Raw genomic sequence first — 19,994 nt, 5'->3', positions numbered from 1 at the left:
AACAAGCCCGGATTTTTCATGGCTGGCATACCGTTTTGGCGCTTGAACTCGCAGCTTTCGCGCGTATGTAAGCCTCGCAAATAGACTGCAGGGAAGTGCACTTGGCTATCTACAGGGAAAAAGACATTTTCGAGCGGCGCAACGCCGCGAACGAGGCAAAGAAGGCGCTGCTCGAGCGCTTCAAGGCAAGACCGGCGGCGGATGATCCGGCCGTGCTCGCCCGCCAGGCCGAACGCAAGGCAATCCTCGAGGCCCGCGCCATCCGCGAGGCTGAAAAGGCAAGACTGAAGCAGGAAAAGCTGGCGCGTGAAGCGGCCGAGAAGGCCGAGCGCGAGGCGATTGCCGAAGCGGCGCGTCTTGCGGCTGAAGCCGCGGCGGCCGAAGAGGCCAGGCGCCGCGAGGCCGAGGAAGCCGAGCGCATCGCGATCGAGCTCGCCGAGGAAGCGGCGCGCAAGGCCAAGCGTGACGCACGCTACGCCGCCCGCAAGGCGCGCGTCGGCAGGACGCCTCCGGGCTTCTCCGCCCGCTAAAGCAATTCCAGGAAAAGTGCGTAGCGGTTTTCCGTTCGGAATTGCGCAAAACCAAGACTTAGAGCGGTTCGGCGTGTGAACGTTGAACCGCTCTAAGTTCGGGTTCGTCGGAACAATAAGGTCAGGGTCGCCGAAAGCGGCCCTGAACGTGTTTGTGCCTGGAATTGTTCAGGCCACCAGTTTGAGGCCGACGATGCCGCAAACGATCAGGCCGATGCAGGCGAGCCGCACCGCGGTCGCCGGTTCGCCGAGCAGCCAGATGCCGAGCAGCGCCGTGCCGACGGTGCCGATGCCGGTCCACACCGCATAGGCGGTGCCGACGGGCAGCGTCTTCAGCGCCAGGCCGAGCAGGCCGAGGCTGACGATCATCGAGGCGATGGTGGGAAGGGTCGGCAGCGGCTTGGAGAAGCCGTCGGTGTATTTGAGGCCGATCGCCCAGCCGATCTCGAACAGGCCGGCGAAGAAAAGAAAGATCCAGGACATCTAAGCGCTCCGTCATTCCAGCATCGGTTGAGATGCTGGGTGTGGCGGGTCGTCCCGGCCGGTTCTTCGGGGAAGCGAGGTCGTCCTCGCCGCTTGGATATAGGGTGCCCCTGTTTCCCGATCAACAAAACGCCGGCAGCACGGCCATGCTGCCGGTTCAAGCGAGGATCGAGCGGGGCCGACCGAATCCGGCCGCTTACTTTTCCTTGATGCGCATCGCCTTGACCGGCGGCGCCTTCGGAGCCGGGGCCGCGGCGGGCTTCTTGGCATCCTTCTTCGGCTTGCGGGGTTCCTTGCCCGCCTTCATCGCACCTTTTGCCATGATTCGCTCCTCCGGTTTGTGGGCAATCCAAGTGAAACAAGAGAAATGCCGGACTGCAAGAGGCTGTGCCGCTTTGCGAAGCCGGCCGGCCGGCTGTCAACCGGTTTCCCTACGCTAGCCGGCTCAAGCGCATAGCTATTGCTTGAACTTCCGATTGCCTGGCGCATTGTCTGTGGAGTTTCAGTGTCCCCTGGGGCTGGGGCGCGTCGGGAGATCGGATGGCAGGACATAGCGGATCGAGACGGGTGATCTACGCCGCGCTCGCCGGCAACCTGGCGATCGCGCTCACCAAATTCGCGGCGGCAGCCTTCACCGGTTCGTCCGCCATGCTGTCGGAAGGTGTGCATTCGCTGGTCGACACCGGCAATGGCACGCTGCTCCTCTACGGCATGCATCGCGCCGCGCGGCCGCCCGACCGCACGCATCCGCTCGGCCATGGGCGGGAGCTCTATTTCTGGAGCTTCATCGTGGCACTTCTGGTGTTCGCGCTCGGCGCCGGCGTTTCCTTCTACGAGGGCGTCATTCACATCATGGCGCCCGAACCGGTCGTCAACGTCAAGGTCAACTACATCGTGCTTGGCCTCTCCTTCCTCTTCGAGGGCAGCTCATGGCTGGTCGCGCTGAAGGAGTTTCGGCAGCAGAAGGGCAAGCAGGGCTGGTTCCAGGCGGTGCGCCGCAGCAAGGACCCCAGCGTCTATACGGTGCTGTTCGAGGACAGCGCCGCGCTGCTTGGGCTCGTCGTCGCCTTCGCCGGCATCCTATCCGCCGAACTTCTCGAAATCCCTGAGCTCGACGGCGTCGGCTCGATCGGCATTTCAATCATCCTCGGGGCGACCGCGGTGTTCCTGGCGCGCGAGAGCAAGGGGCTGCTCATGGGCGAGCCCGCCTCCCCGGACGTGCAGCGCCAGGTCCTGGCGATCGCTCAGGATGATCCGGCGGTGCAGCGGGCGAACGGCATATTGAGCGTCCATATCGGTCCCGAGGAGATCGTCGCGGGCTTGAGCATCGAATTCGAGGATCATCTCACCGCGCCCGAGATCGAAGCCTGCGTCGAGCGCCTGGAAGCAAGGCTCAAGAAGGAAATGCCGCAAATCTCGAGGCTGTTCGTCAAGCCGCAGGCCACTGGCACATGGGAGCAGCGGCGCAAGGCCATGGCCGAGGCTTCGGACGAGAGTTAGGTTGAACGAAGCGAGGTTCGTGAGGAGAACGGCCAATGAAGATCGACGGCGGATGCCATTGCGGCGCGATCACCTATGAGGCGGAGGTCGATCCCGAGAAGACCTCGATCTGCCATTGCACGGATTGCCAGCAACTGACGGGAACGGCCTTTCGCGTGACCGTGGGGGCGTCAGAAGAGCACTACCGGATTACCAAGGGCACGCCGAAGGTCTATATCAAGACCGGATCCAGCGGCGCCAAGCGCGCGCAGGCCTTTTGCGGCGAATGCGGATCGCATCTCTATGCCACCTCGGTTGGCGATGGACCGAAAATCTATGGCATCAGGGTCGGCACAGCGCGCCAGCGCGAGGATCTCGTTCCGAGAAGACAGGTCTGGCACCGCTCGGCGCTGCATTGGCTGCCGGAATTCGAAGGCATGACGACGATCGAGGAGCAGTAGGGCCACATGCCGGGCGGGGCTGTCCTCAGACCTCGGGATTTAGCAAACGCCCGCCGTCGCTTTTGGCCGCCTTGCGGGGCTCACCTGCGCTCGCTCGACACCCTCACCAAGTGAAGGACCACCCCTTCACCCCAAGAGCGTCTTCGTCCTTTTGCTGCCGCCGAGCTTGCGCCAATTGTTGAAGCGGTGCGTGGCGGCGGCGAAGGAAATCTTCATCTGCTGGGCGACGGTGTAGCGCGACTTGCCCTCATCGAACATGCGGTAGCAGCACTCGACGCCTTCCTCGGTGAGCTTGCCGTCGGGCGTCTTGTTGTGCGGATTGGCGGGATCGAACTTTTCGATCTGCTGCTCGACCAGACCCTTGAGGCGCTGCAGGTCGGCCTCGATGCTGGCGATGAGATCAAGAACGGGCTTGGCATCGAATGCGTGCGGAGGCTTCTTGTCCGTCATTCGGTTGGTCTCCTTCAATTTCGGCTGATGCTGCCCATATAGGCAAACATTCGGCAATAATGAAGGGCGGCCCGGACGCGCTGGATCAACCATTCGCGAGCGCATCGACGGCACTGGCGATTGACGCCCGGCAGCCAAGATCCTAGTTTAGAACGATTCTAAACTAGAGTGATCCCATCATGCTTTCCCGTGTTTTCGGCTTCGGCCGCCGTTCCTTCGATTCGCTGTCGGAGCAGGAGATCCTGGCGCTGGCGATCTCGTCCGAGGAGGATGACGGGCGCATCTACCGCGCCTATGCCGATGGCCTGGCGGAAGACTTTCCGCGATCGGCAAAAGTGTTCGAGGCGATGGCCGAGGAGGAGGACGGCCACCGCGATTCGCTCATCGAGCTTTACCGCAAGCGCTTCGGCGAGCGCATCCCGCTGATTCGGCGGGAGCACGTCAAAGGCTATTTCGAGCGCAAGCCCGACTGGCTGGTGAAGCCGCTCGGCATCGAGCACGTGCGGCGGCAGGCCGAGGAAATGGAGCGGCAGGCCTATCGCTTCTATGTCGAGGCGGCCAAGCGCACTACCGACGCCTCGACGCGAAAGCTGCTCGACGATCTCGCCGTGGCCGAGCAAGGCCATGAGAGCTCGGCGCATGAACTGGAGCAGGAGCATGTGCCGGGCACGGTCAAGGTGGAGGAGGCGACGGCCGAGCAGCGCCAGTTCATCCTCACTTATGTGCAGCCCGGGCTGGCCGGGCTGATGGACGGGTCGGTGTCGACGCTGGCGCCGATCTTCGCCGCCGCCTTCGCCACCCATGCGACATTCCAGACTTTCCTCGTCGGCCTCGCCGCCTCGATCGGCGCCGGCATCTCGATGGGCTTCACCGAAGTCGCCTCCGACGACGGCAAGCTGTCCGGCCGCGGCTCGCCGGTGAAGCGCGGGCTGACCGTCGGCATCATGACGACGCTGGGCGGGCTCGGCCACGCGCTGCCCTATCTCATTCCCTACTTCTGGACGGCGACGATCGTCGCGGCGATCGTGGTGTTCTTCGAGCTCTGGGCGATCGCCTTCATCCAGAACCGCTACATGCAGACGCCCTTCTGGCGCGCCGCCTTCCAGGTGGTACTGGGCGGCGCGCTGGTCTTCGGCGCGGGCGTGCTGATCGGGAATGCGTAGCTCTTCTCCTTCTCCCCTTGTGGGAGAAGGGAGAGCCGCGCTTCACCCATTCACCGCCCTACTATCCGCCGGCGCTTCCGCCCTTTCCGTCAGCCCGTAGTCGCGCACCACATGGGCGATGCGCAGACGATAGCCGGCAAAGATGCCGCCGCGGCCGGCCTGCTGCGCCTGGCGGTGCTCCCCGGTGTTGCGCCAGGCCTTCACCGCTTCCTCGTCGCGCCAGAAGGACAGCGACAGCACGCGCTTCGGATCGGTCAGGCTCTGGAAGCGCTCGACCGAGATGAAGCCGTCGATGTTCTCGAGCAGCGGCTTGAGTTCGGCGGCGATGCCGAGATAGGCATCGCGCTTCCCTTCCGCCGGCTCAACCTCGAAGATGACAGCGATCATGCCTCTATTCCTTCCTTGACGGTCACGTCGGTGCGAAAAAGCTGCCTTGGACCATGCGGGCCGGACACCAGCTTCAGGAAGACGCGGTCTTCCTTGAGGATGAATTTCTCGCGCCGCGCGAACTCATAGTTTGCCTTGCCGACCGGGTCGGCGGCAAGCCGGGCGCGATAGGCTTCATAGGCCGCGAGGCTCTCGATGTTGTAGGCGGCGTAGGCCGTGGTGGCCGAGCCTTCATGCGGCGCGTAGTAGCCGATCAGTTCGGCGCCGCAGCGCGGAATGGCTTGGCCCCAAGCGCGCGCATATTGCTCGAAGGCCGCCTTGCCGAACGGGTCGATCTCGTAACGGATGAAGCAGGTTATGGTCATGTCGGTCTCCTGGCCGGTTGGGTTCCGCCATCGATGCTTCGACCGTGATCGAAACATCGCTTGCGCTTCTGTGCTAGGCATCCTCCTGTCAGGAGTGTTTGCCCGGACTGCTTGTGATGGCGCCAGAATAATGCTTTCCTGACGAGAATGCTTCGATGAGTATCGAACCATGCGTGAAGGACCCGATATCGCCCGCATCGCCAGCCTGGTCGGCGACCCTGCCCGCGCCAATATGCTGAACGCGCTGATGGGCGGCACGGCGCTGACGGCCTCGGAACTGGCGCTGGAAGCCGGCGTGTCGCTGCCCACCGCTTCCTCGCATCTGTCGAAGCTGATGGATGGCGGGCTGCTGACCTTGGCGAGCCAAGGCCGCCATCGCTATTACGGGCTTGCCAGCGCGCAGGTGGCCGGCATGATCGAAGCGATCATCGGCGTCGCCGAGGCGGTCGGTCCGAAACGGGTGCGCCCCGGTCCGCGCGATGCGGCCATGCGCGTTGCGCGGGTCTGCTACGACCACCTCGCCGGCGAGCAGGCGGTGGCGATGCTCGACCGGCTGTTCGACAGGAAGCTTTTGCTGCGCGAGGGCAATGAGATCAGGCTCACGTCAGCCGGCGCCTCGCATTTTTCCGCGCTCGGCATCGATACCCAAGCCAAGGCGCGGCGGCCGGTGTGCCGCGCCTGCCTCGACTGGAGCGTGCGGCGATCGCATCTCGCCGGCATGCTTGGCGCCGCCATCCTCGACAAGATCATCGCCGAAAACTGGGCGCGACGCGAAAAGGACAGCCGCGCCGTGGTGTTCTCGCCGAAGGGAAGGCAGGCGTTCGAGAGGGTGTTTCTCTCCTAGGCGGCCAATCTCTTTGTGCTGGCGGGACAGCACGGCAGCTTGGTGCATGCATTGTCCAATGTAGCACTGGTCGACCCCCACTCCGTATCGGCTTCGCCGAGCCACCTCCCCCGATTGAACGGGGTAGAGGAAAGGCGCCAAGTTTTTTGCCGTCAACGCTCGTCCAGTGCTCGCTTCCTTTCCCTCCGGAGGGGGGAAGGTGGCGCTGCGAAGCAGCGATGGATTGGGGAGCCACGTGGCAATCAAGCTAAGGCCTGATCAGTCACGCCCGTCACAAAGATACGGCGCACAGCGTAGACAAAGCGAGGACATGTCCGGCAGGGCAGGAGGGGGCGCGAAGGATCGCGACGCTCGTTGCGCTAGCTAACTCCGCTTCAATGCCTTCCCCAGTTTGAAGAACTCCTTCCACGGATCGGCCTTCTTCAACTGTGCCAGCGTCGTCTTATCGCCAAGCGGGAAGGCGTTCGGCGCGAGGCCCTTCTCGATCTCCGGCCAGGTCACCGGCATCGATATCGTGGCGCCCTTCTTGGCGCGCGAGGAATAGGGCGCGACGGTGGTCGCGCCGCGGCCATTGCGCAAATAGTCGACGAAGATCTTTCCGGTGCGCGCCTTCTTCGACAATGTCGCGGTGTAGCGGTCGGGCGCCGCCTGCTCCAGGGCGCGGGCAAAATCATGGGCGAAATCCTTGACCTCGTCCCACTCCGCCGAAGGCTTCAGCGGCACCAGCACGTGATAGCCTTTGCCGCCGGAGGTCTTGACCAGGTTGGGCAGCGACAATTCGTCGAGCTGCTTGTGGATGTCGAGCGCGGCCTCGCGCACGCGGCTGACGTCGATGCCTTCGTCCGGATCGAGGTCGAAGATGATCTGGTCCGGCTTTTCCAGCTCATCGATCGTCGAGCCCCAGATGTGGACCTCGACCACCCCGTACTGGACCAGTGCCGCAAGCCCGTCGAAATCCTTGATGTAGAGGATCTCCTCGCCATCGGTCGGATCCTTCATCCTGGCGATCTTGTCGCTCATGCCTGGCGATGCGTGTTTCTGGAAGAAACGCTGGCCGTGAATGCCGTCCGGCGCCCGCACCAGGCTTAACGGCCGGTTGACGACGAATTCCTCCATGCGCGGCCAGACCAGCGCATAGTGATCGAGCAGGTCCCGTTTCGAAACCTTCTCGTCGGGCCATAGCAGCTTGTCGGGATGCGAGAGTTTTATCGAGGTCTTGGCCGTTCCGGCCGATTTTGGCGCGGTCTTACCGCTTGCCGCTTTCACTTCGCTCTCGGCCTTGCCGGCTTGCTTCGGCTGTTCCTGCACAACTTCCTCCGCCGGCTTGTCCTCGCGCAGTCCCTGGAACGAGGCGTGGCGGATTATACGGTCGGATGTCCAGCTGCGGAACTCCACCTCGCCGACAAGTTCGGGCTTGACGAAGGTGAGACCCTTGCCCTTGGGCACGGCGGCCGAGAAGGGCGATGTGTCCGTCTCGAGGCTGTCGAGCTTCTTTTTCAAATCCGTCATCACCTTGCCGGAAAAGCCGGTGCCGACGCGGCCGGCATAGTGCAGCTTGCCGCCTTCGTTGAAGCCGACGAGCAGCGAGCGCACGCCCCGCCCCGTCTTGTCCGAGGGCAGATAGCCGCCGATGACGAATTCCTGCCTGAGCGTGCATTTCGACTTGATCCAGGTCAGTCCCCGCCCGCTGCGATACGGCGCGTCGGCGCGCTTCGACACCACGCCTTCAAGGCCCATGCGGCAGACATGCTGCAGCATCACCTTGCCGGGCTCGTGGAAATGATCGCTGAAGCGCAGCGCCGAATCCTCAGGTTGCTTGCCCAACAGTTCAGCCAGCGCCTGTTTGCGCTCGACCAGCGGCTCGCGGCGCAAATCCTCGCTGTCGAGGCGCATCAGATCGAAGACATAATAGATGAAGCGGTCGGCGCGGCGGGCCGACAGGTCCGCCTGCAGCATCGGGAAGGACGACACGCCGCTGTCGGCCAGCACCACGACCTCGCCATCGATGATGGCGTCGCGGCATTTCAATTTGGCCAGCGCCGCGGTGACCGGCCCCTCGAACTTCTCCGTCCAGTCAAGGCCGGCGCGGGTGAGCAGCCTGACCTCGCTGCCTTCGATCTGCGCCTGCATGCGGTAGCCGTCGAACTTCACTTCGTGCAGCCAGTCGTCGCCGGACGGCGCGTTCTTCTCCAGCGTCGCCAATTGCGGTTCGATGAATTCGAGGCGCCTGGCCTGCCCGGCCTTGGTTTTGGCCGGCCTGTTCGACTGCCAGACCTTCGGCTTCTCGCCCTTGGCGGTCTTGCCCTCGCCGATCTCCTCGATGGTCAGTCCGGACTTCACCGATTTCGGCTCCTCCTTGAGAATATCCCCGCCCGGCCGGGCGGCGGCATCGCTGGACTTGATCAACAGCCAGTTGTCGCGCTTCTCGCCGGGGCGGGGCTTCAGCCTGACCAGATGCCAGCGGCCGTTGAGCTTGTGGCCTTCGAGTTCGAAGTCGATATGGCCCTTCTTCATGCCCTTGGCCGGATCGCTATCCGGCGTCCATCTGCCTTCGTCCCAGACCAGGACCGAACCGCCGCCATATTGGCCTTTCGGAATGGTGCCCTCGAAGGAGGCATAGTCGATCGGATGATCCTCGACATGCACAGCCAGCCGCTTTTCATGCGGATCGAGGCTCGGGCCCCGCGTCACCGCCCAGCTCCATAGGACGCCGTCATGCTCAAGGCGGAAATCGTAGTGAAGCCGCGTCGCTGCATGCTTCTGGACGACGAAGATGCCGCCGCCCTGCTTGCCGCGCTTCACCTTGCCGGCCGGCTCCGCGGTTTTCTTGAAATCGCGTTTGGCGTGATACTGTTCGAGGCTGGCCATTGCGGGCTCCTACGCGGACTTGCGCTTCGGCGCGGCCTTGGCCTTCGCCCGTTTGGCCGGCGCCTTGGACGAGGCTTTGCCGGCTTTGTCGTCATCCGCGTTGAGGCTCTTCTTCAGCGCGTCGAACAGATTGACCACATTGGATGGTTTCGGCGATGCCTTGGCCTTTGGCGCCTTTCCGCCAGCCTTCTTGGAGCGGACCAGCTCAAGCAGCGATTCCTCGTACCTGTCCCTGAACTTGGCCGGATCGAACTTCGCCTTCTTCCTGTCGATGATATGCTCGGCCAGCTCGACCATCTCGCCGTCCAGCTTTACGGACTGGATATCGGCGAAGACTCCGGACGCATCGCGCACCGTATCGCCATAGCGCAGCGTCGTCAGCAGCATGCCTTTGCCGAACGGCTCGATCACCGCCGGGCGCTCGCGCTGATAAAGCACGATGCGGGCGAGGCCGGCCATCTTCTTCTCGGCAAGGGCATCGCGAATGACGGCGAAAGCCTCCTCCGACACCTTGTCAGCCGGCGAAACATAGTAGGGCGTGTCGAGATAGACCTGGTCGATCGAGGATTTGTCGACGAAACCGTCGAGGTCGAGCGTGTGCGAGGACTCGATCTGGACCGCCTCGATGTCCTCGTCCTCGATGCGGATGAATTCGTCCTTGCCGATTTCGAAGCCCCTGACCTCCTCATCCTCTTCCAGCGGCTTGCCGCTTTTCTGGTCGACATAGACACGCCGGACCCGGTTGCCGGTCTTGCGGTTGAGGATGTGGAAGGACACCTTTTCGGCGTGGGTTACGACGTTGCTCAGTTCGATGGCGCAGGTGACCAGTGAAAGCTTGAGATAACCGCTCCAGGCGGGGCGCGGCGCCATGACGAACTCCTTGAGGCATCGGGACAAACCGAAACGGCCGGAACGCCGCTTCGGTTCCCGGACATGAAGGCCGACGCACGGCGCACCGGCCTTACACGAGCCCTGCTACTCGGCCGCCTGCAGGTTGACCTTGCTTTCGGCGATCTCGGTGAGCTTGCGGTCGGTCGCCTCTTCTTCCTTAAGGTTCTTGGCCAGCACGTTGGCGCAGTCGCTGCGGCCGAGCTGCTTGGCCCAGGCGATCAGCGTGCCGTAGCGCGTTATCTCATAATGCTCGACGGCCTGCGCGGAGGCGATCAGCGCGGCATCGAGGACCTCCTTGTCCTCGACGTCGCCGCTGACTTCATCGGCCTCTTCGAGGATGCCGTCGATGGCCGGGCAGTTGACGGTCTTGGCCTTCACGCCGTGCAGTTCGAACACCTGCTCGACCCGTTCGATATGACCCTTGGTCTGGGTGAGATGCTTCTCGAAGCCGGCTTTCAGTTGCGGATCGGTCGCCTTGTCGATCATCTTCGGCAGCGATTTCTCGATCTGCTTCTCGGCATAGTAGATGTCGCGCAGCGTGTGGATGAAGAGATCGTCCAGCGTCTTGATATCTTTCGAAAAGAAGCCCATGGCGGTTTACCTTTCCTGTTTCGCTTTGTGTGGAAGTTGCGCGGCGGGCAGCCGTCAACACGGCGGGGTTCACCCGACCTTGCAGGGTCAACGTCGCCTTTCGTGACAGGTTCCTGGCCGCCCGGGCGTGCGAAGGGAAATTTCCGGTCGTCGGGCAAAGATGAAACAGAAGCGCCGCCAAGCGACATCGGAACGAAACATATGTGATGCAAAAGTCACATGGAGCGGAAAGGCGACGAAAGGCACCGAAACACCGCGAATCAGCCGCAATCCGGCCATGATGCAACGACTTTCGGACCAGAAATTAACATCGCGTTCACCGACTATTCACGCCTCGACGCTATGCTCTCGAACAATTCGGACGGGACATCCGAAAGCGGGACAGGGACAGGTAAAATGAACTTCTGGAATCATATCGCCGGCTACGCCGCCGCCATTCGCGAATTCGTCGCGCCGACCTACCGGCCGGAGCGCTACTACATGCGCGGCCCGGGTCCGGCCTGCGCGCGCCGCGGCAACTCGCTGGGCGTCAGCGCGAACTGACATGACCCGCCTGCGCGCCCACCACAGCCGCATCTGCCGGCCGGCCGCCGACCAGCGCGCCACCACTTATCGCGCCGAGCGCCTCGTGCTCGCCGCCGACTGGCGTGGGACAACGCCCCGACTTTGACGCCGCCGCCGGCTGGCTTAGTGTCTAAAGGCACAAGCAGCCGGGGCCGCCATGACCGACCTGCCCGAACGTCCCACCTTGCCGCGCCAGGCCTATGACGAGCGCCAACCGCTGATCGTCTTCGACGGCGTCTGCGTGTTCTGCTCGGGCTTCGTCCAGCTCATCCTCAGGCTCGACCGGGAAAAGCGCTTCCGCTTCGCCACGGCGCAGTCCCCGCTCGGCGAGGCGCTGTTTCGCAGGCATGGCCTGCCGACCGACGATTACGACAGCAACCTCGCCATCATCGACGGCGCGGCCTTCACCAAGCTCGACAGCTTCGTCGCGGTCATGGCCGCGCTCGGCTGGCCGTGGCGCGCGGCGAAGGCGCTGCTCATCCTGCCGCGGCCTCTGCGCGACTGGCTCTACGACCGCGTCGCCAGGAACCGCTACGCGCTGTTCGGCCGGAAGGGCAGTTGCGAGATACCTTCGGCCGAGTTGCGGGAGCGGCTGATCGGCTGACGGCGGGGTGGCCGGGCTGATCGTGCGCTACCGCGGCTGGCTCGAGCCGGCGCATGGTTCGAGCACGGTGGGTTCGCCGGCCGTCTCGCCCAGTTCCCGGCAGCCCGAGGCCGTGCACAGCGTCCAGCCTTTCCCGGTGGCGCCGGACGCCGCGAGCACGAGACGCGGCTGGGGTCCGATCCGCGGCACATAGATCCACCAGCCGTCCCGCAGCACCGCGCCCTCGGGCGGCTCCATGCCGGCGCCGGAGCCCTTGACCCGCGCCTGCACCAACTGCAGTCCGGCCGGCGACACTTTCCAATCCTCCTGCCAGCGTATCCGTTCCACCGAATGCGTCCAGGAGAGCGTGAAGGCGGCGACGGCGAGCGTCACCGTCTTGCCGGCGGCGAGGATGCACAGGCTCATGCGGCGCCGGCCGTGGGCATCCGGCGGGCACGCCAGCAGTGCCAGGCGATCCACGCCAGCCCCAGCACCCAGCCGGTCTCGTCGGTGAGCGGCAATGCGGCCACCAGGAGCAGGCCGGCGCAGAAAGCGATCAGGCGCTCCCACAAGGCCATGCGGCGGGCGAGGAAGCCAACGGCTGCGGCGCCCCAGAGCACAATGCCCGTGCAGGCCTTGACGACGATATAGGCGACCTCGACGGGATAGCCGAACGAGGCGGCGATCGGGCCGGCGTCCTGCAGCATCAGCGCCGGCGTGTAGACGGCCATGAACGGCACGACGAACCCGGCAATGGCGAGCTTGGTCGCCTGGATGCCGATTTTGAATCCGCTTTCCTTCGCCATGGGCGCGGCGGCGAAGGCGGCAAGCGCCACCGGCGGGGTGAGATCCGCCATGATGCCGAAATAGAAGACGAACATGTGGCTCACCACCAGCGGCACGCCGAGCGACAGCAGCGCCGGGCCGGCAAGCGAGGAGGTGATGATGTAGTTCGGGATCGTCGGAATGCCCATGCCGAGAACCAGGCAGGTGAGCATGGTCAGCACCAGCGACAGGAACAGATTGTTCTCGCCGATGGAGATGATCCAGCCGATGAAGGTGGAAGCGATGCCGGTGAGCGTCAGTGTGCCGATGACGATGCCGACGATGGCGCAGGCGATGCCGACGGGGAGCGCGTTCTTTGCCCCTTCGGCAAGCGAGTCGACGCAGATGCGCAGCGTCTCGCGCCCGCCCTTGAAGGCAAGGCAGGCGACGACGAGCGCCGCGATGACGAGACCCAGCACGTTGACGCCGAAGCGCAAGAAGGACGCGGCGGCAAGCCCGAGCGCCAGCCAGAAGACGAAGCGAAAGGCGAGCGGTCCGATCAACGCCGCCAGCGGCGTGCCGAGGATGAGCACGATGGTCAGCGCGAGGCCCATCGTGCCGGCGAAGATCGGCGTGTAGCCGGCAAACAGCAGGTAGACCAGCACGGCGAGCGGCAGCACGAGCGGCCAGTGCTTTCGCACGGCTTCCCACGGATTGGGAAGCTCGGCCTTGGCCATGCCGCGCAGGCCGGCTTTGCCGGCCTCCAGATGCACCTGCCAGAAGCAGGCGCCGAAATAGAGCAGCGCCGGGATGATCGCCGCCTTGACGACCTCGGCGTAAGGGATGTTCAGCGTCTCGGCCATGATGAAGGCGACGGCGCCCATCACCGGCGGCATGATCTGGCCGCCCATCGAGGAGGTCGCCTCGACCGCGCCGGCAAAGGCGGAGCGGAAGCCGAAGCGCTTCATCAGCGGAATGGTGAATTGTCCGCTGGCGACGACGTTGGCGACGCCCGAACCGGAGATGGTGCCCATCAGCGCGGAGGACAGCACGCAGACCTGGGCCGGGCCGCCGCGCCATGACCCGACGAGGCCGAGCGCGAAATCGTTGAACAGCGCGATCATGCCTGCACGTTCGAGGAAGGCGGCAAAGACGACGAAGATGAAGATATAGGCGGCCGAGACATAGACGGGCGTGCCGTATATGCCTTCAGTGCCGTAGGCGAACGTGTCCACCAGCTGCGCGAAATCATAGCCGCGATGGATGAAGGGCGGCGGCAAATGATTGCCGACGAAGCAAATAGGCGAGGAAGATGAAGGCGGTGATCGCGAGCGGCAGGCCCATCAGCCGCCGCGCCGCCTCGAAGACCAGCACCACCAGAGCCGAGCCGACGATCAGGTCCGGCGTGGTGAGGAAGCCGGAGCGGCGGATGAGATCGGCATAGAAGACCCAGTTGTAGAGGCCGGTCGCGAAGCCCAGCACGCCGAGCGTCCAGAATGCGGTTTTCGCGGCCAGGCCGGTGGCGCGCAAGTTGGCGATCAGGGCGAAACCGAGCAGCAGCAGGAAGCCGACATGCATGGCCCGCACCACCTGGCTGGGCAGGCTGCCATAGGCGGCGATGTAGATCTGGAAAACGGAGAAAGCGACCGCGATGAGGAAGGCCGCCTTGCCGGCGAGGCCTCCGCCGAAGCCGGGCGGCAGCCCTTCGACCTGTTCTTCGGCGACGGGAGAAAGAACGGTCGGGGTCTCGGTCATTGGCGGGTTCCTGGCGGGCAATACCGTCTCCGTTGGTGGGAGGCAAACCGCGTATGGCGCTCCCCCTCACCCAACCTCCGCTTCGCTCGGCTGACCTCTCCCCGAGGGGAGAGGAGGCGGTCGGCGTTGGCGCCGGTCTCTTCTCCCGGCGGGGAGAAGGTGGCCGCGAAGCGGCCGGATGAGGGGCTGGCGCTGCGCTATGCGATAGCCCTTCCTCGATGGTGAGGCCTACTTGAGCAGACCCTTCTCCCTGTAATATTTCTCCGCGCCGGGATGCAGCGCCACCGGCATGCCGTCCAGCGCCTTGGCCGGATCGATCGCCTTGGCGGCGGCATGGGCGGCGGTCAGCTGGTCAAGATGCTCGAACAAGAGCTTGGTTATCTGATAGGCGGTGTCGTCGGAGACGTCGGCGCGGGTGATGAGGAAATTGCCGACCGCGGCGGTCGCGACGTCTTCCGTCTGGCCTTCATAGGTGCCTTTCGGGATGACCACGGACAGATAGGGCGCCCCAATCTTGGCGACCTCCTCGGCCGGCACGGCGACGACGTTGATCGGAACCGAGGTCGCGAGATCGCGGATGGAGGCGACGCCGAGGCCCGCCGACTGCAAGGTGGCGTCGAGCTGGCGGTTCTTGATCAGCTCGACCGACTCGGCGAAGGGCAGGTATTCGACCCGCCCGAGATCCTCGTATTTCAACCCCGCCGCGGCGAAGATGGCGCGCGCGTTGAGCTCGGTGCCGGAGGCGGGCGCGCCGACGGACAGGCTCTTGCCCTTGAGGTCGGCGAGCGTCTTGATGCCGGAGTCCTGGCTGGCGACGATCTGGATGTAATTGGGATAGATCGCGGCAATGCCGCGCAATTTGTCGAGCTTGCCCGGGAAGCCGGCCTCGGTGTTGCCTTCGGCCGCCATCTTGACCGAATCGCCGAGCGCAAAGGCGATCTCGCCTTTGCCCTGCTGCAGGAGGTTGAGGTTCTCGACCGAAGCCTTGGTCGCCTGAACCTGCGTGCGCGAGCCCTCAATGCCCTTGCCGTAAATCTCCGAGAGGGCGACCCCGAGCGGATAGTAGACGCCCGATGTGCCGCCGGTGAGCACATTGATGAACTCCTGCGCCCCGGCCGACACGATGCCGAGGCCGAGCGACAGTGCCAAGGCGCCGGCGGCAACAAATTTCGTCCTGAAATCGAGCATATGGTTTCTCCTCCTGAAACGGTCGCGCCGCCTCCCCGACGCGAAGCTCGTGAGTTTAGACGGGAGGAGCCAAATGCCAACCCGCAATTGCAAACCTTTCTGTTTGATCATGATCCTTTCCAAAAACCGGAATCCACTTTTTGGGATCATGATCTGGACGAACGGTTGAGCGGCGGCGAAGGCGCCGGCTTGCGCTCGACTGCCTTGGGGAGGAAAGATTTTTCCGACGCCTGTCGAAATCGGCCGATGCCGCACGACATAGGTCGGCACGCGACGATGCGGCCTTCAGAAACGGGAGAAGACCATGCGATACATGCTTTTGATCTATAATGACGAAGCCGCGATGGCGAACGCGCCAAAAGAGCAGACCCAGCAGACCCTCGCCGCTTACGGTGCCTATACCGAGGCGCTGAAGAAATCCGGCGCGTATATCGCCGGCGAGCGGCTGCGCCCGACCCAGGCGGCCACGTCGGTCCGGCTCACCGGCGGCAAGACCAATGTGCTCGACGGCCCCTATGCCGACACCAAGGAGCAGTTGGCGGGCTTCTACATGATCGAGGCGGCCGATATCGACACGGCCATCGAATGGGGTGCGCGCTGTCCCGCGTCCAGCACCGGCACGGTCGAGGTGCGGCCGATCTGGGAAATGGCCGAGTATATAGCCGCCGCATAGCGAAGCCTGTGATGGATGATCGCTCGGAAATCGCGCGGGCGGCGGCCGAAGCGGCCGCCCGGCGCAGCTACGGCAAGCTGGTCGCCTGGCTGGCGGCGCGCACACGCGATGTCGCCGGCGCCGAGGACGCGCTGGCCGACGCCTTCGCCGCCGCCCTCGAAAGCTGGCCGCGGACCGGCGTGCCGGCGCAGCCGGAAGCGTGGCTGCTCACGGTGGCGCGCCGGCGCGACGTGGACGCCGTGCGGCGGCGGCTGACCGGCGAGGCGGCGCGCGATCACCTGAAGCTGATCGCCGAAGAGATGGAGGCGCGCATGAAGGGCGAGGAGCTGCCCGACGACCGGTTGCGGCTGATGTTCGCCTGCGCCCACCCGGCGATCGAGGCAAGCGTGCGCGCGCCGCTGATCCTGCAGACGATCCTCGGCTTCGACGCCGCGACGATCGCCTCGGCATTCCTGATTTCGCCGGCGACGATGGGCCAGCGGCTGGTGCGGGCCAAGGCGCGCATCCGCGAGACCGGGATACCGTTTCGCGTGCCGGAGCAGGCGGAGCTGAGCGAACGGCTGGATGCGGTGCTTGAGGCGATCTACGCCACTTTCGCCGAAGGCTGGTCGGATCCGACCGGCACCGATACCAGGCGGCGCAACCTCGCCACCGAAGGCATCTGGCTCGGACGGCTGGTCGCCTCGCTCATGCCGGGTGAGCCGGAGGCGCTCGGGCTGCTGGCGCTGATGCTGTTCGCCGAGGCGCGCCGCTCGGCAAGGCGCGGCCCTGAAGGAGACTTCGTTCCTTTGGCCGAGCAGGACAGCGCGCTCTGGGACGATCGCCTGATCGACGAGGCGGAAGCGCTTCTCGTGCGCGCCGCGCAAAAGGGCGTCATCGGCCGCTACCAGCTCGAAGCCGCCGTGCAGTCCGCCCATACAGCGCGCCGGCGTGGCAGCGGCACCGACTGGACGGCGATCCGACAGCTTTACGATGCGCTGCAAGCCGTCGTCGGCTCGCCGGTGGTGGCGATCAACCGCGCGGTGGCGATCGCCGAAACCGAGGGCGCCCCGGCCGGATTGGCGGCCCTTTACGTGCTGGGCGAAGACAAAAGACTGCAGGACTACCAGCCCTATTGGGCCGCCCGCGCCGGGCTGTTGGCAAGGCTCGGCAACATCAAGCAAGCGGCAGAGTCCTACGACCGGGCGATCGGCCTCGAGCGCGACGCCGCGCTGCGGCGTTTCCTGCAGGGCGAGAAGGCGAAGCTTATCAGGGATTAGCTTTCGGGCCACATCTCGTGCGAGGCGTTCAACTTTTGCATCAGCTCGTTCTCACGCAGCCTCGCCCACAGGCGCTCGACGTTGGGCCAGGCGCTGCGGGCTTTCTCGGCCTCAGGATGCCAGGCCACAAGCATGACGAGGTAGATGTCGGCAAGCGACAGCGTGTCGCCGGCCATCCAGTCGCGGCCGGCCAGCGCCCGGTCGAGAATGGCAAAGCCGCGATGCATTTCCTCGACCGCCGCCTGCTTCACCGCCTGCACACCTTCGCCATCGGCGGTGTAGCGGTGCGCATAATAGAGCCGCAGCACCGCCGGATAGAGCACCGACGACATGAAGGCCATCCAGCGCAGGAAATCGGCGCGGGCGGGCGAGCCCGCTTGCGGCGCAAGACGCGCTTCAGGGTGACACTCGGCAAGCAGGATGCAGATTGCCGCGGATTCGGTCAGCGAATGACCGTCCGGCAGCGTCAGCACCGGCACCTGGTTCAGCGGGCTGATGGCAAGGAAGGCCGGATCGGGCGGATCTTTCTTCGGCACATCGATCTTTTCGAAGGGCACGCCGGCCATGGCGAGCGCCGCCTCGACGACGAAGCCGCCGCTGTTGGGGCGCGTGTAGAGCTTGTACATGAAATTCTCCCGCCGGCCGATTGGGGCCGGTGGGGATATGAGCCGGAAGCGGCGCTTGCCTCAAGCCGCCGACGAAGGCCAGCGCCGCCTTTTCAGCGGTCCAGTCTGTTCAGGCCCCCAGCCCGTCGAACAGGATGGTCGAGAGATAGCGCTCGGCGAAGGAGGGGATGACGACGACGAGGTTCTTGCCCTTGTTCTCCGGCCGCGAGCCGATGACGATGGCCGCCTGGAGCGCGGCGCCCGAAGAGATGCCGACCGGCACGCCTTCGAGCCGGGCGACAAGGCGGGCGTTGGCGACAGAATCCTCGTTCGAGACCCTGACGACCTCGTCGTAAATTGAGGTGTCGAGGATTTTCGGCGCGAAGCCGGCGCCGATGCCCTGGATCTTGTGCGGGCCGGGCTGACCGCCCGACAGAACCGGCGAGGCTTCCGGCTCGACCGCGACGACATGCAGCGAAGGCTTGCGCTTTTTCAGCACCTGGCCAACGCCGGTGATGGTGCCGCCGGTGCCGATGCCGGCAACGAAGATATCGACCTCGCCATTGGTGTCGTTCCAGATCTCCTCGGCCGTGGTGCGGCGATGGATTTCGGGATTGGCGGGATTCTCGAACTGCTGCGGGATGATGGCGTTGGGCAGCGTCGCGGCGAGTTCGTCGGCCTTGGCGATGGCGCCTTTCATGCCTTTCGGGCCTTCGGTCAGCACCAGCTCGGCGCCGAGCAGCGCCAGCATCTTACGGCGCTCGACCGACATCGTCTCCGGCATGGTGAGGATCAGCTTGTAACCCTTGGCGGCGGCGGCGAAGGCGAGCGCGATGCCGGTGTTGCCGGAGGTCGGCTCGATCAGCGTGGTCTTGCCGGGCGAAATCTTGCCGGCCTCCTCCAGCGCCTCGATCATGGCGACGCCGATACGGTCCTTGACCGAAGCGATCGGGTTGAAGAATTCGAGCTTGGCCAGAAGGGTGGCGCCGATACCCTTCTCCCTGGCGAATTTGTCCAGCCTGACCAACGGCGTGTCGCCAATCGTCTCCGTGATCGAATTGAAGATGCGGCCGCGGCCGGGGACGCGCGCGGAGGTGACGGGCTTGTTCATTGGTTCGCTCCCAAGGCAATGGCACAGGCTGACAGAATAGGGCTTTCAGCCGCGCAAGATAGGCCGAGGCTGGAAAATATCCGAGTGGGGCGGCTGCTCAAAAGCGTCCGCGACCGGAAATGCATTTTCCGCCACGACGCGTTTCAGGAATGGTTTGGCTGAAATCAAAGCGATCACGCACCAAGGTGGGTTGAGATTCAGGTCAGGCCGAGCCGAGAAGGGTGGATTCCGAGAACCGGAGCGGAGCGTACTTGAAGTACGTGAGCACCGGAAGCGCAGGAAGCCTTCCTTCACAGGCCGGCCTCACCTGAATATCAATACACCTTATTGGCGGGCCGCGATGGCGGCAGCCGCCCCCATCATGAAACCGGCGGCGGTGCGGTTCAGCGCCTTCAGCGCGCGCGGCGATTTCAGGAACCAGCGCGCCTTGGCGGCCAGCGCCAGGTAAGGCACCAGCACCACGAACAGAACGACCACGGTAAGCGCCGCAAGGATGGCGTAGTCAGCGAGCGTGATCGTCTTTACGTCGACGATGGTCGGCGTGATGGCGAGGTAGAAGATCATCGTCTTGGGATTGCCCAGCGTCACCGTCAGCCCGGCGATGAAGCTCGACACCAGCCCGCCCTTGGCCTTCCGCGCCTCGACGGTTTCGGGCGTGATGCCGCTGGTCCAGAAGCGCCAGGCGAGGAAGGCGAGATAGGCGACGCCGGCCCATTTGATGGCGAGGAAGACCACGCCGAAGGTCTGGGCGACGAAGGCGAGCCCGAGCACCACGGCGGTGAGATAGGTGAGATCGCCGAGCATCAGGCCGAACGACATGGCGAGCGAGGAGCGGAAGCCGGAGCCGAGCGCGCGGGCGACCAGCGCCGTCACGCCGGGACCCGGAATGGCGGCGGCGACGCCGAGGGCTGCGCTGTAAGCGAGGAATCCGGTGAGTGTCATGGTTCTGGGGCCTGGCGTATGATCCTGAAGGGATCGA

At 64.6% G+C, this 19,994-nt stretch carries 22 protein-coding genes and 1 pseudogene; 9 read left to right on the top strand and 14 right to left on the bottom strand.

Annotation, left to right across the window (positions count from 1 at the left end; translation table 11 throughout):
- The first annotated feature begins 101 nt into the window (after positions 1-101).
- Complete coding sequence (locus P9273_RS25390) at positions 102-530, top strand: DUF6481 family protein (protein WP_040999338.1); 429 nt, start codon at positions 102-104, stop codon at positions 528-530.
- Positions 531-698: 168 nt separating this feature from the next.
- Here P9273_RS25390 and sugE read toward each other — a convergent pair whose 3' ends face one another.
- Entirely contained in the window at positions 699-1,013 is a 315-nt protein-coding gene (gene sugE / locus P9273_RS25385; protein ID WP_278051236.1) for a quaternary ammonium compound efflux SMR transporter SugE, read from the bottom strand.
- 196 nt (positions 1,014-1,209) lie between these two features.
- Complete coding sequence (locus P9273_RS25380) at positions 1,210-1,335, bottom strand: hypothetical protein (protein ID WP_082953831.1); 126 nt, start codon at positions 1,333-1,335, stop codon at positions 1,210-1,212.
- A gap of 218 nt (positions 1,336-1,553) precedes the next feature.
- Between P9273_RS25380 and P9273_RS25375 the strand changes: the two genes are divergently transcribed.
- Together P9273_RS25375 and P9273_RS25370 are read left to right on the top strand one after the other, a co-directional pair.
- Positions 1,554-2,513 (top strand): cation diffusion facilitator family transporter, encoded by a 960-nt coding sequence (locus P9273_RS25375; protein ID WP_278051235.1) that lies wholly within the window; start codon positions 1,554-1,556, stop codon positions 2,511-2,513.
- 35 nt (positions 2,514-2,548) lie between these two features.
- On the top strand, positions 2,549-2,953 hold the full coding sequence (locus P9273_RS25370; protein WP_040999333.1) for a GFA family protein: 405 nt from the start codon (positions 2,549-2,551) through the stop codon (positions 2,951-2,953).
- Between the two features lie 126 nt (positions 2,954-3,079).
- Here the strand turns inward: P9273_RS25370 and P9273_RS25365 are convergent, their stop codons facing one another.
- Positions 3,080-3,403 carry a hypothetical protein gene (locus P9273_RS25365; protein ID WP_040999331.1) on the bottom strand — a complete coding sequence of 108 codons (324 nt, stop codon included), beginning with the start codon at positions 3,401-3,403 and terminating at the stop codon, positions 3,080-3,082.
- A gap of 179 nt (positions 3,404-3,582) precedes the next feature.
- On the opposite strand from P9273_RS25365, the gene mbfA reads away from it, so the two are divergent.
- Positions 3,583-4,566, top strand: coding sequence for an iron exporter MbfA (gene mbfA / locus P9273_RS25360; RefSeq protein WP_278051234.1), 984 nt, complete (start codon positions 3,583-3,585; stop codon positions 4,564-4,566).
- Between the two features lie 42 nt (positions 4,567-4,608).
- Here the strand turns inward: mbfA and P9273_RS25355 are convergent, their stop codons facing one another.
- Together P9273_RS25355 and P9273_RS25350 are read right to left on the bottom strand one after the other, a co-directional pair.
- Positions 4,609-4,953 (bottom strand): antibiotic biosynthesis monooxygenase family protein, encoded by a 345-nt coding sequence (locus P9273_RS25355; RefSeq protein ID WP_278051233.1) that lies wholly within the window; start codon positions 4,951-4,953, stop codon positions 4,609-4,611.
- Entirely contained in the window at positions 4,950-5,318 is a 369-nt protein-coding gene (locus P9273_RS25350; protein ID WP_278051232.1) for an NIPSNAP family protein, read from the bottom strand. The genes P9273_RS25355 and P9273_RS25350 overlap by 4 nt, the downstream gene beginning before the upstream one ends.
- A 169-nt stretch (positions 5,319-5,487) precedes the next feature.
- On the opposite strand from P9273_RS25350, the gene P9273_RS25345 reads away from it, so the two are divergent.
- Positions 5,488-6,162: an ArsR/SmtB family transcription factor gene (locus P9273_RS25345; protein WP_278051231.1), complete on the top strand. Its 675-nt coding sequence runs from the start codon at positions 5,488-5,490 to the stop codon at positions 6,160-6,162.
- A gap of 363 nt (positions 6,163-6,525) precedes the next feature.
- Here the strand turns inward: P9273_RS25345 and ligD are convergent, their stop codons facing one another.
- The 3 genes from ligD to P9273_RS25330 all read right to left on the bottom strand — a co-directional run bounded on the left by ligD (position 6,526) and on the right by P9273_RS25330 (position 10,512).
- Positions 6,526-9,030: a DNA ligase D gene (ligD, locus tag P9273_RS25340; protein ID WP_278051230.1), complete on the bottom strand. Its 2,505-nt coding sequence runs from the start codon at positions 9,028-9,030 to the stop codon at positions 6,526-6,528.
- 9 nt (positions 9,031-9,039) lie between these two features.
- On the bottom strand, positions 9,040-9,900 hold the full coding sequence (ku, locus tag P9273_RS25335) for a non-homologous end joining protein Ku (RefSeq protein WP_278051229.1): 861 nt from the start codon (positions 9,898-9,900) through the stop codon (positions 9,040-9,042).
- A gap of 105 nt (positions 9,901-10,005) precedes the next feature.
- Positions 10,006-10,512 (bottom strand): YciE/YciF ferroxidase family protein, encoded by a 507-nt coding sequence (locus P9273_RS25330; RefSeq protein ID WP_040986518.1) that lies wholly within the window; start codon positions 10,510-10,512, stop codon positions 10,006-10,008.
- Between the two features lie 396 nt (positions 10,513-10,908).
- Here P9273_RS25330 and P9273_RS25325 point away from each other — a divergent pair, with 396 nt between their 5' ends.
- Positions 10,909-11,055, top strand: a complete 147-nt coding sequence (locus P9273_RS25325; protein ID WP_108702809.1) for a hypothetical protein — start codon at positions 10,909-10,911, stop codon at positions 11,053-11,055.
- Between the two features lie 178 nt (positions 11,056-11,233).
- Entirely contained in the window at positions 11,234-11,680 is a 447-nt protein-coding gene (locus P9273_RS25320; protein WP_278051228.1) for a thiol-disulfide oxidoreductase DCC family protein, read from the top strand.
- A gap of 27 nt (positions 11,681-11,707) precedes the next feature.
- On the opposite strand, the gene P9273_RS25315 is transcribed toward P9273_RS25320, so the two are convergent.
- The 3 genes and pseudogenes from P9273_RS25315 to P9273_RS25305 form a co-directional block, all read right to left on the bottom strand.
- Positions 11,708-12,085 (bottom strand): DUF1850 domain-containing protein, encoded by a 378-nt coding sequence (locus tag P9273_RS25315; RefSeq protein WP_040999312.1) that lies wholly within the window; start codon positions 12,083-12,085, stop codon positions 11,708-11,710.
- Positions 12,082-14,179, bottom strand: a pseudogene (locus P9273_RS25310) (TRAP transporter permease). Before P9273_RS25310 ends, P9273_RS25315 begins: the two are co-directional and overlap by 4 nt.
- A 228-nt stretch (positions 14,180-14,407) precedes the next feature.
- The gene (locus tag P9273_RS25305; protein ID WP_278051227.1) at positions 14,408-15,367 is read right to left on the bottom strand and encodes a TAXI family TRAP transporter solute-binding subunit; all 960 of its coding nucleotides are present in this window, start codon (positions 15,365-15,367) and stop codon (positions 14,408-14,410) included.
- A gap of 304 nt (positions 15,368-15,671) precedes the next feature.
- Between P9273_RS25305 and P9273_RS25300 the strand changes: the two genes are divergently transcribed.
- Together P9273_RS25300 and P9273_RS25295 are read left to right on the top strand one after the other, a co-directional pair.
- Entirely contained in the window at positions 15,672-16,040 is a 369-nt protein-coding gene (locus P9273_RS25300; protein ID WP_278051226.1) for a YciI family protein, read from the top strand.
- Between the two features lie 11 nt (positions 16,041-16,051).
- Positions 16,052-17,299: an RNA polymerase sigma factor gene (locus P9273_RS25295; RefSeq protein WP_278051225.1), complete on the top strand. Its 1,248-nt coding sequence runs from the start codon at positions 16,052-16,054 to the stop codon at positions 17,297-17,299.
- Here the strand turns inward: P9273_RS25295 and P9273_RS25290 are convergent.
- The 3 genes from P9273_RS25290 to P9273_RS25280 form a co-directional block, all read right to left on the bottom strand.
- A complete protein-coding gene (locus tag P9273_RS25290; RefSeq protein ID WP_278051224.1) occupies positions 17,296-17,925 on the bottom strand; it encodes a glutathione S-transferase family protein in 630 nt (209 codons plus the stop codon). The two genes, P9273_RS25295 and P9273_RS25290, sit on opposite strands and share 4 nt — an antisense overlap.
- A gap of 109 nt (positions 17,926-18,034) precedes the next feature.
- Positions 18,035-19,015, bottom strand: coding sequence for a cysteine synthase A (cysK, locus tag P9273_RS25285; RefSeq protein WP_278051223.1), 981 nt, complete (start codon positions 19,013-19,015; stop codon positions 18,035-18,037).
- A gap of 324 nt (positions 19,016-19,339) precedes the next feature.
- Entirely contained in the window at positions 19,340-19,957 is a 618-nt protein-coding gene (locus P9273_RS25280) for a LysE family translocator (protein WP_278051222.1), read from the bottom strand.
- Between the last annotated feature and the right edge of the window lie 37 nt (positions 19,958-19,994).

The sequence above is a fragment of the Mesorhizobium sp. WSM4935 genome, from assembly GCF_029625735.1.
Classification (GTDB): domain Bacteria; phylum Pseudomonadota; class Alphaproteobacteria; order Rhizobiales; family Rhizobiaceae; genus Mesorhizobium.
Note: the sequence above shows the minus strand (reverse complement) of the source record. Positions and strands in the feature narration are given on the sequence as shown.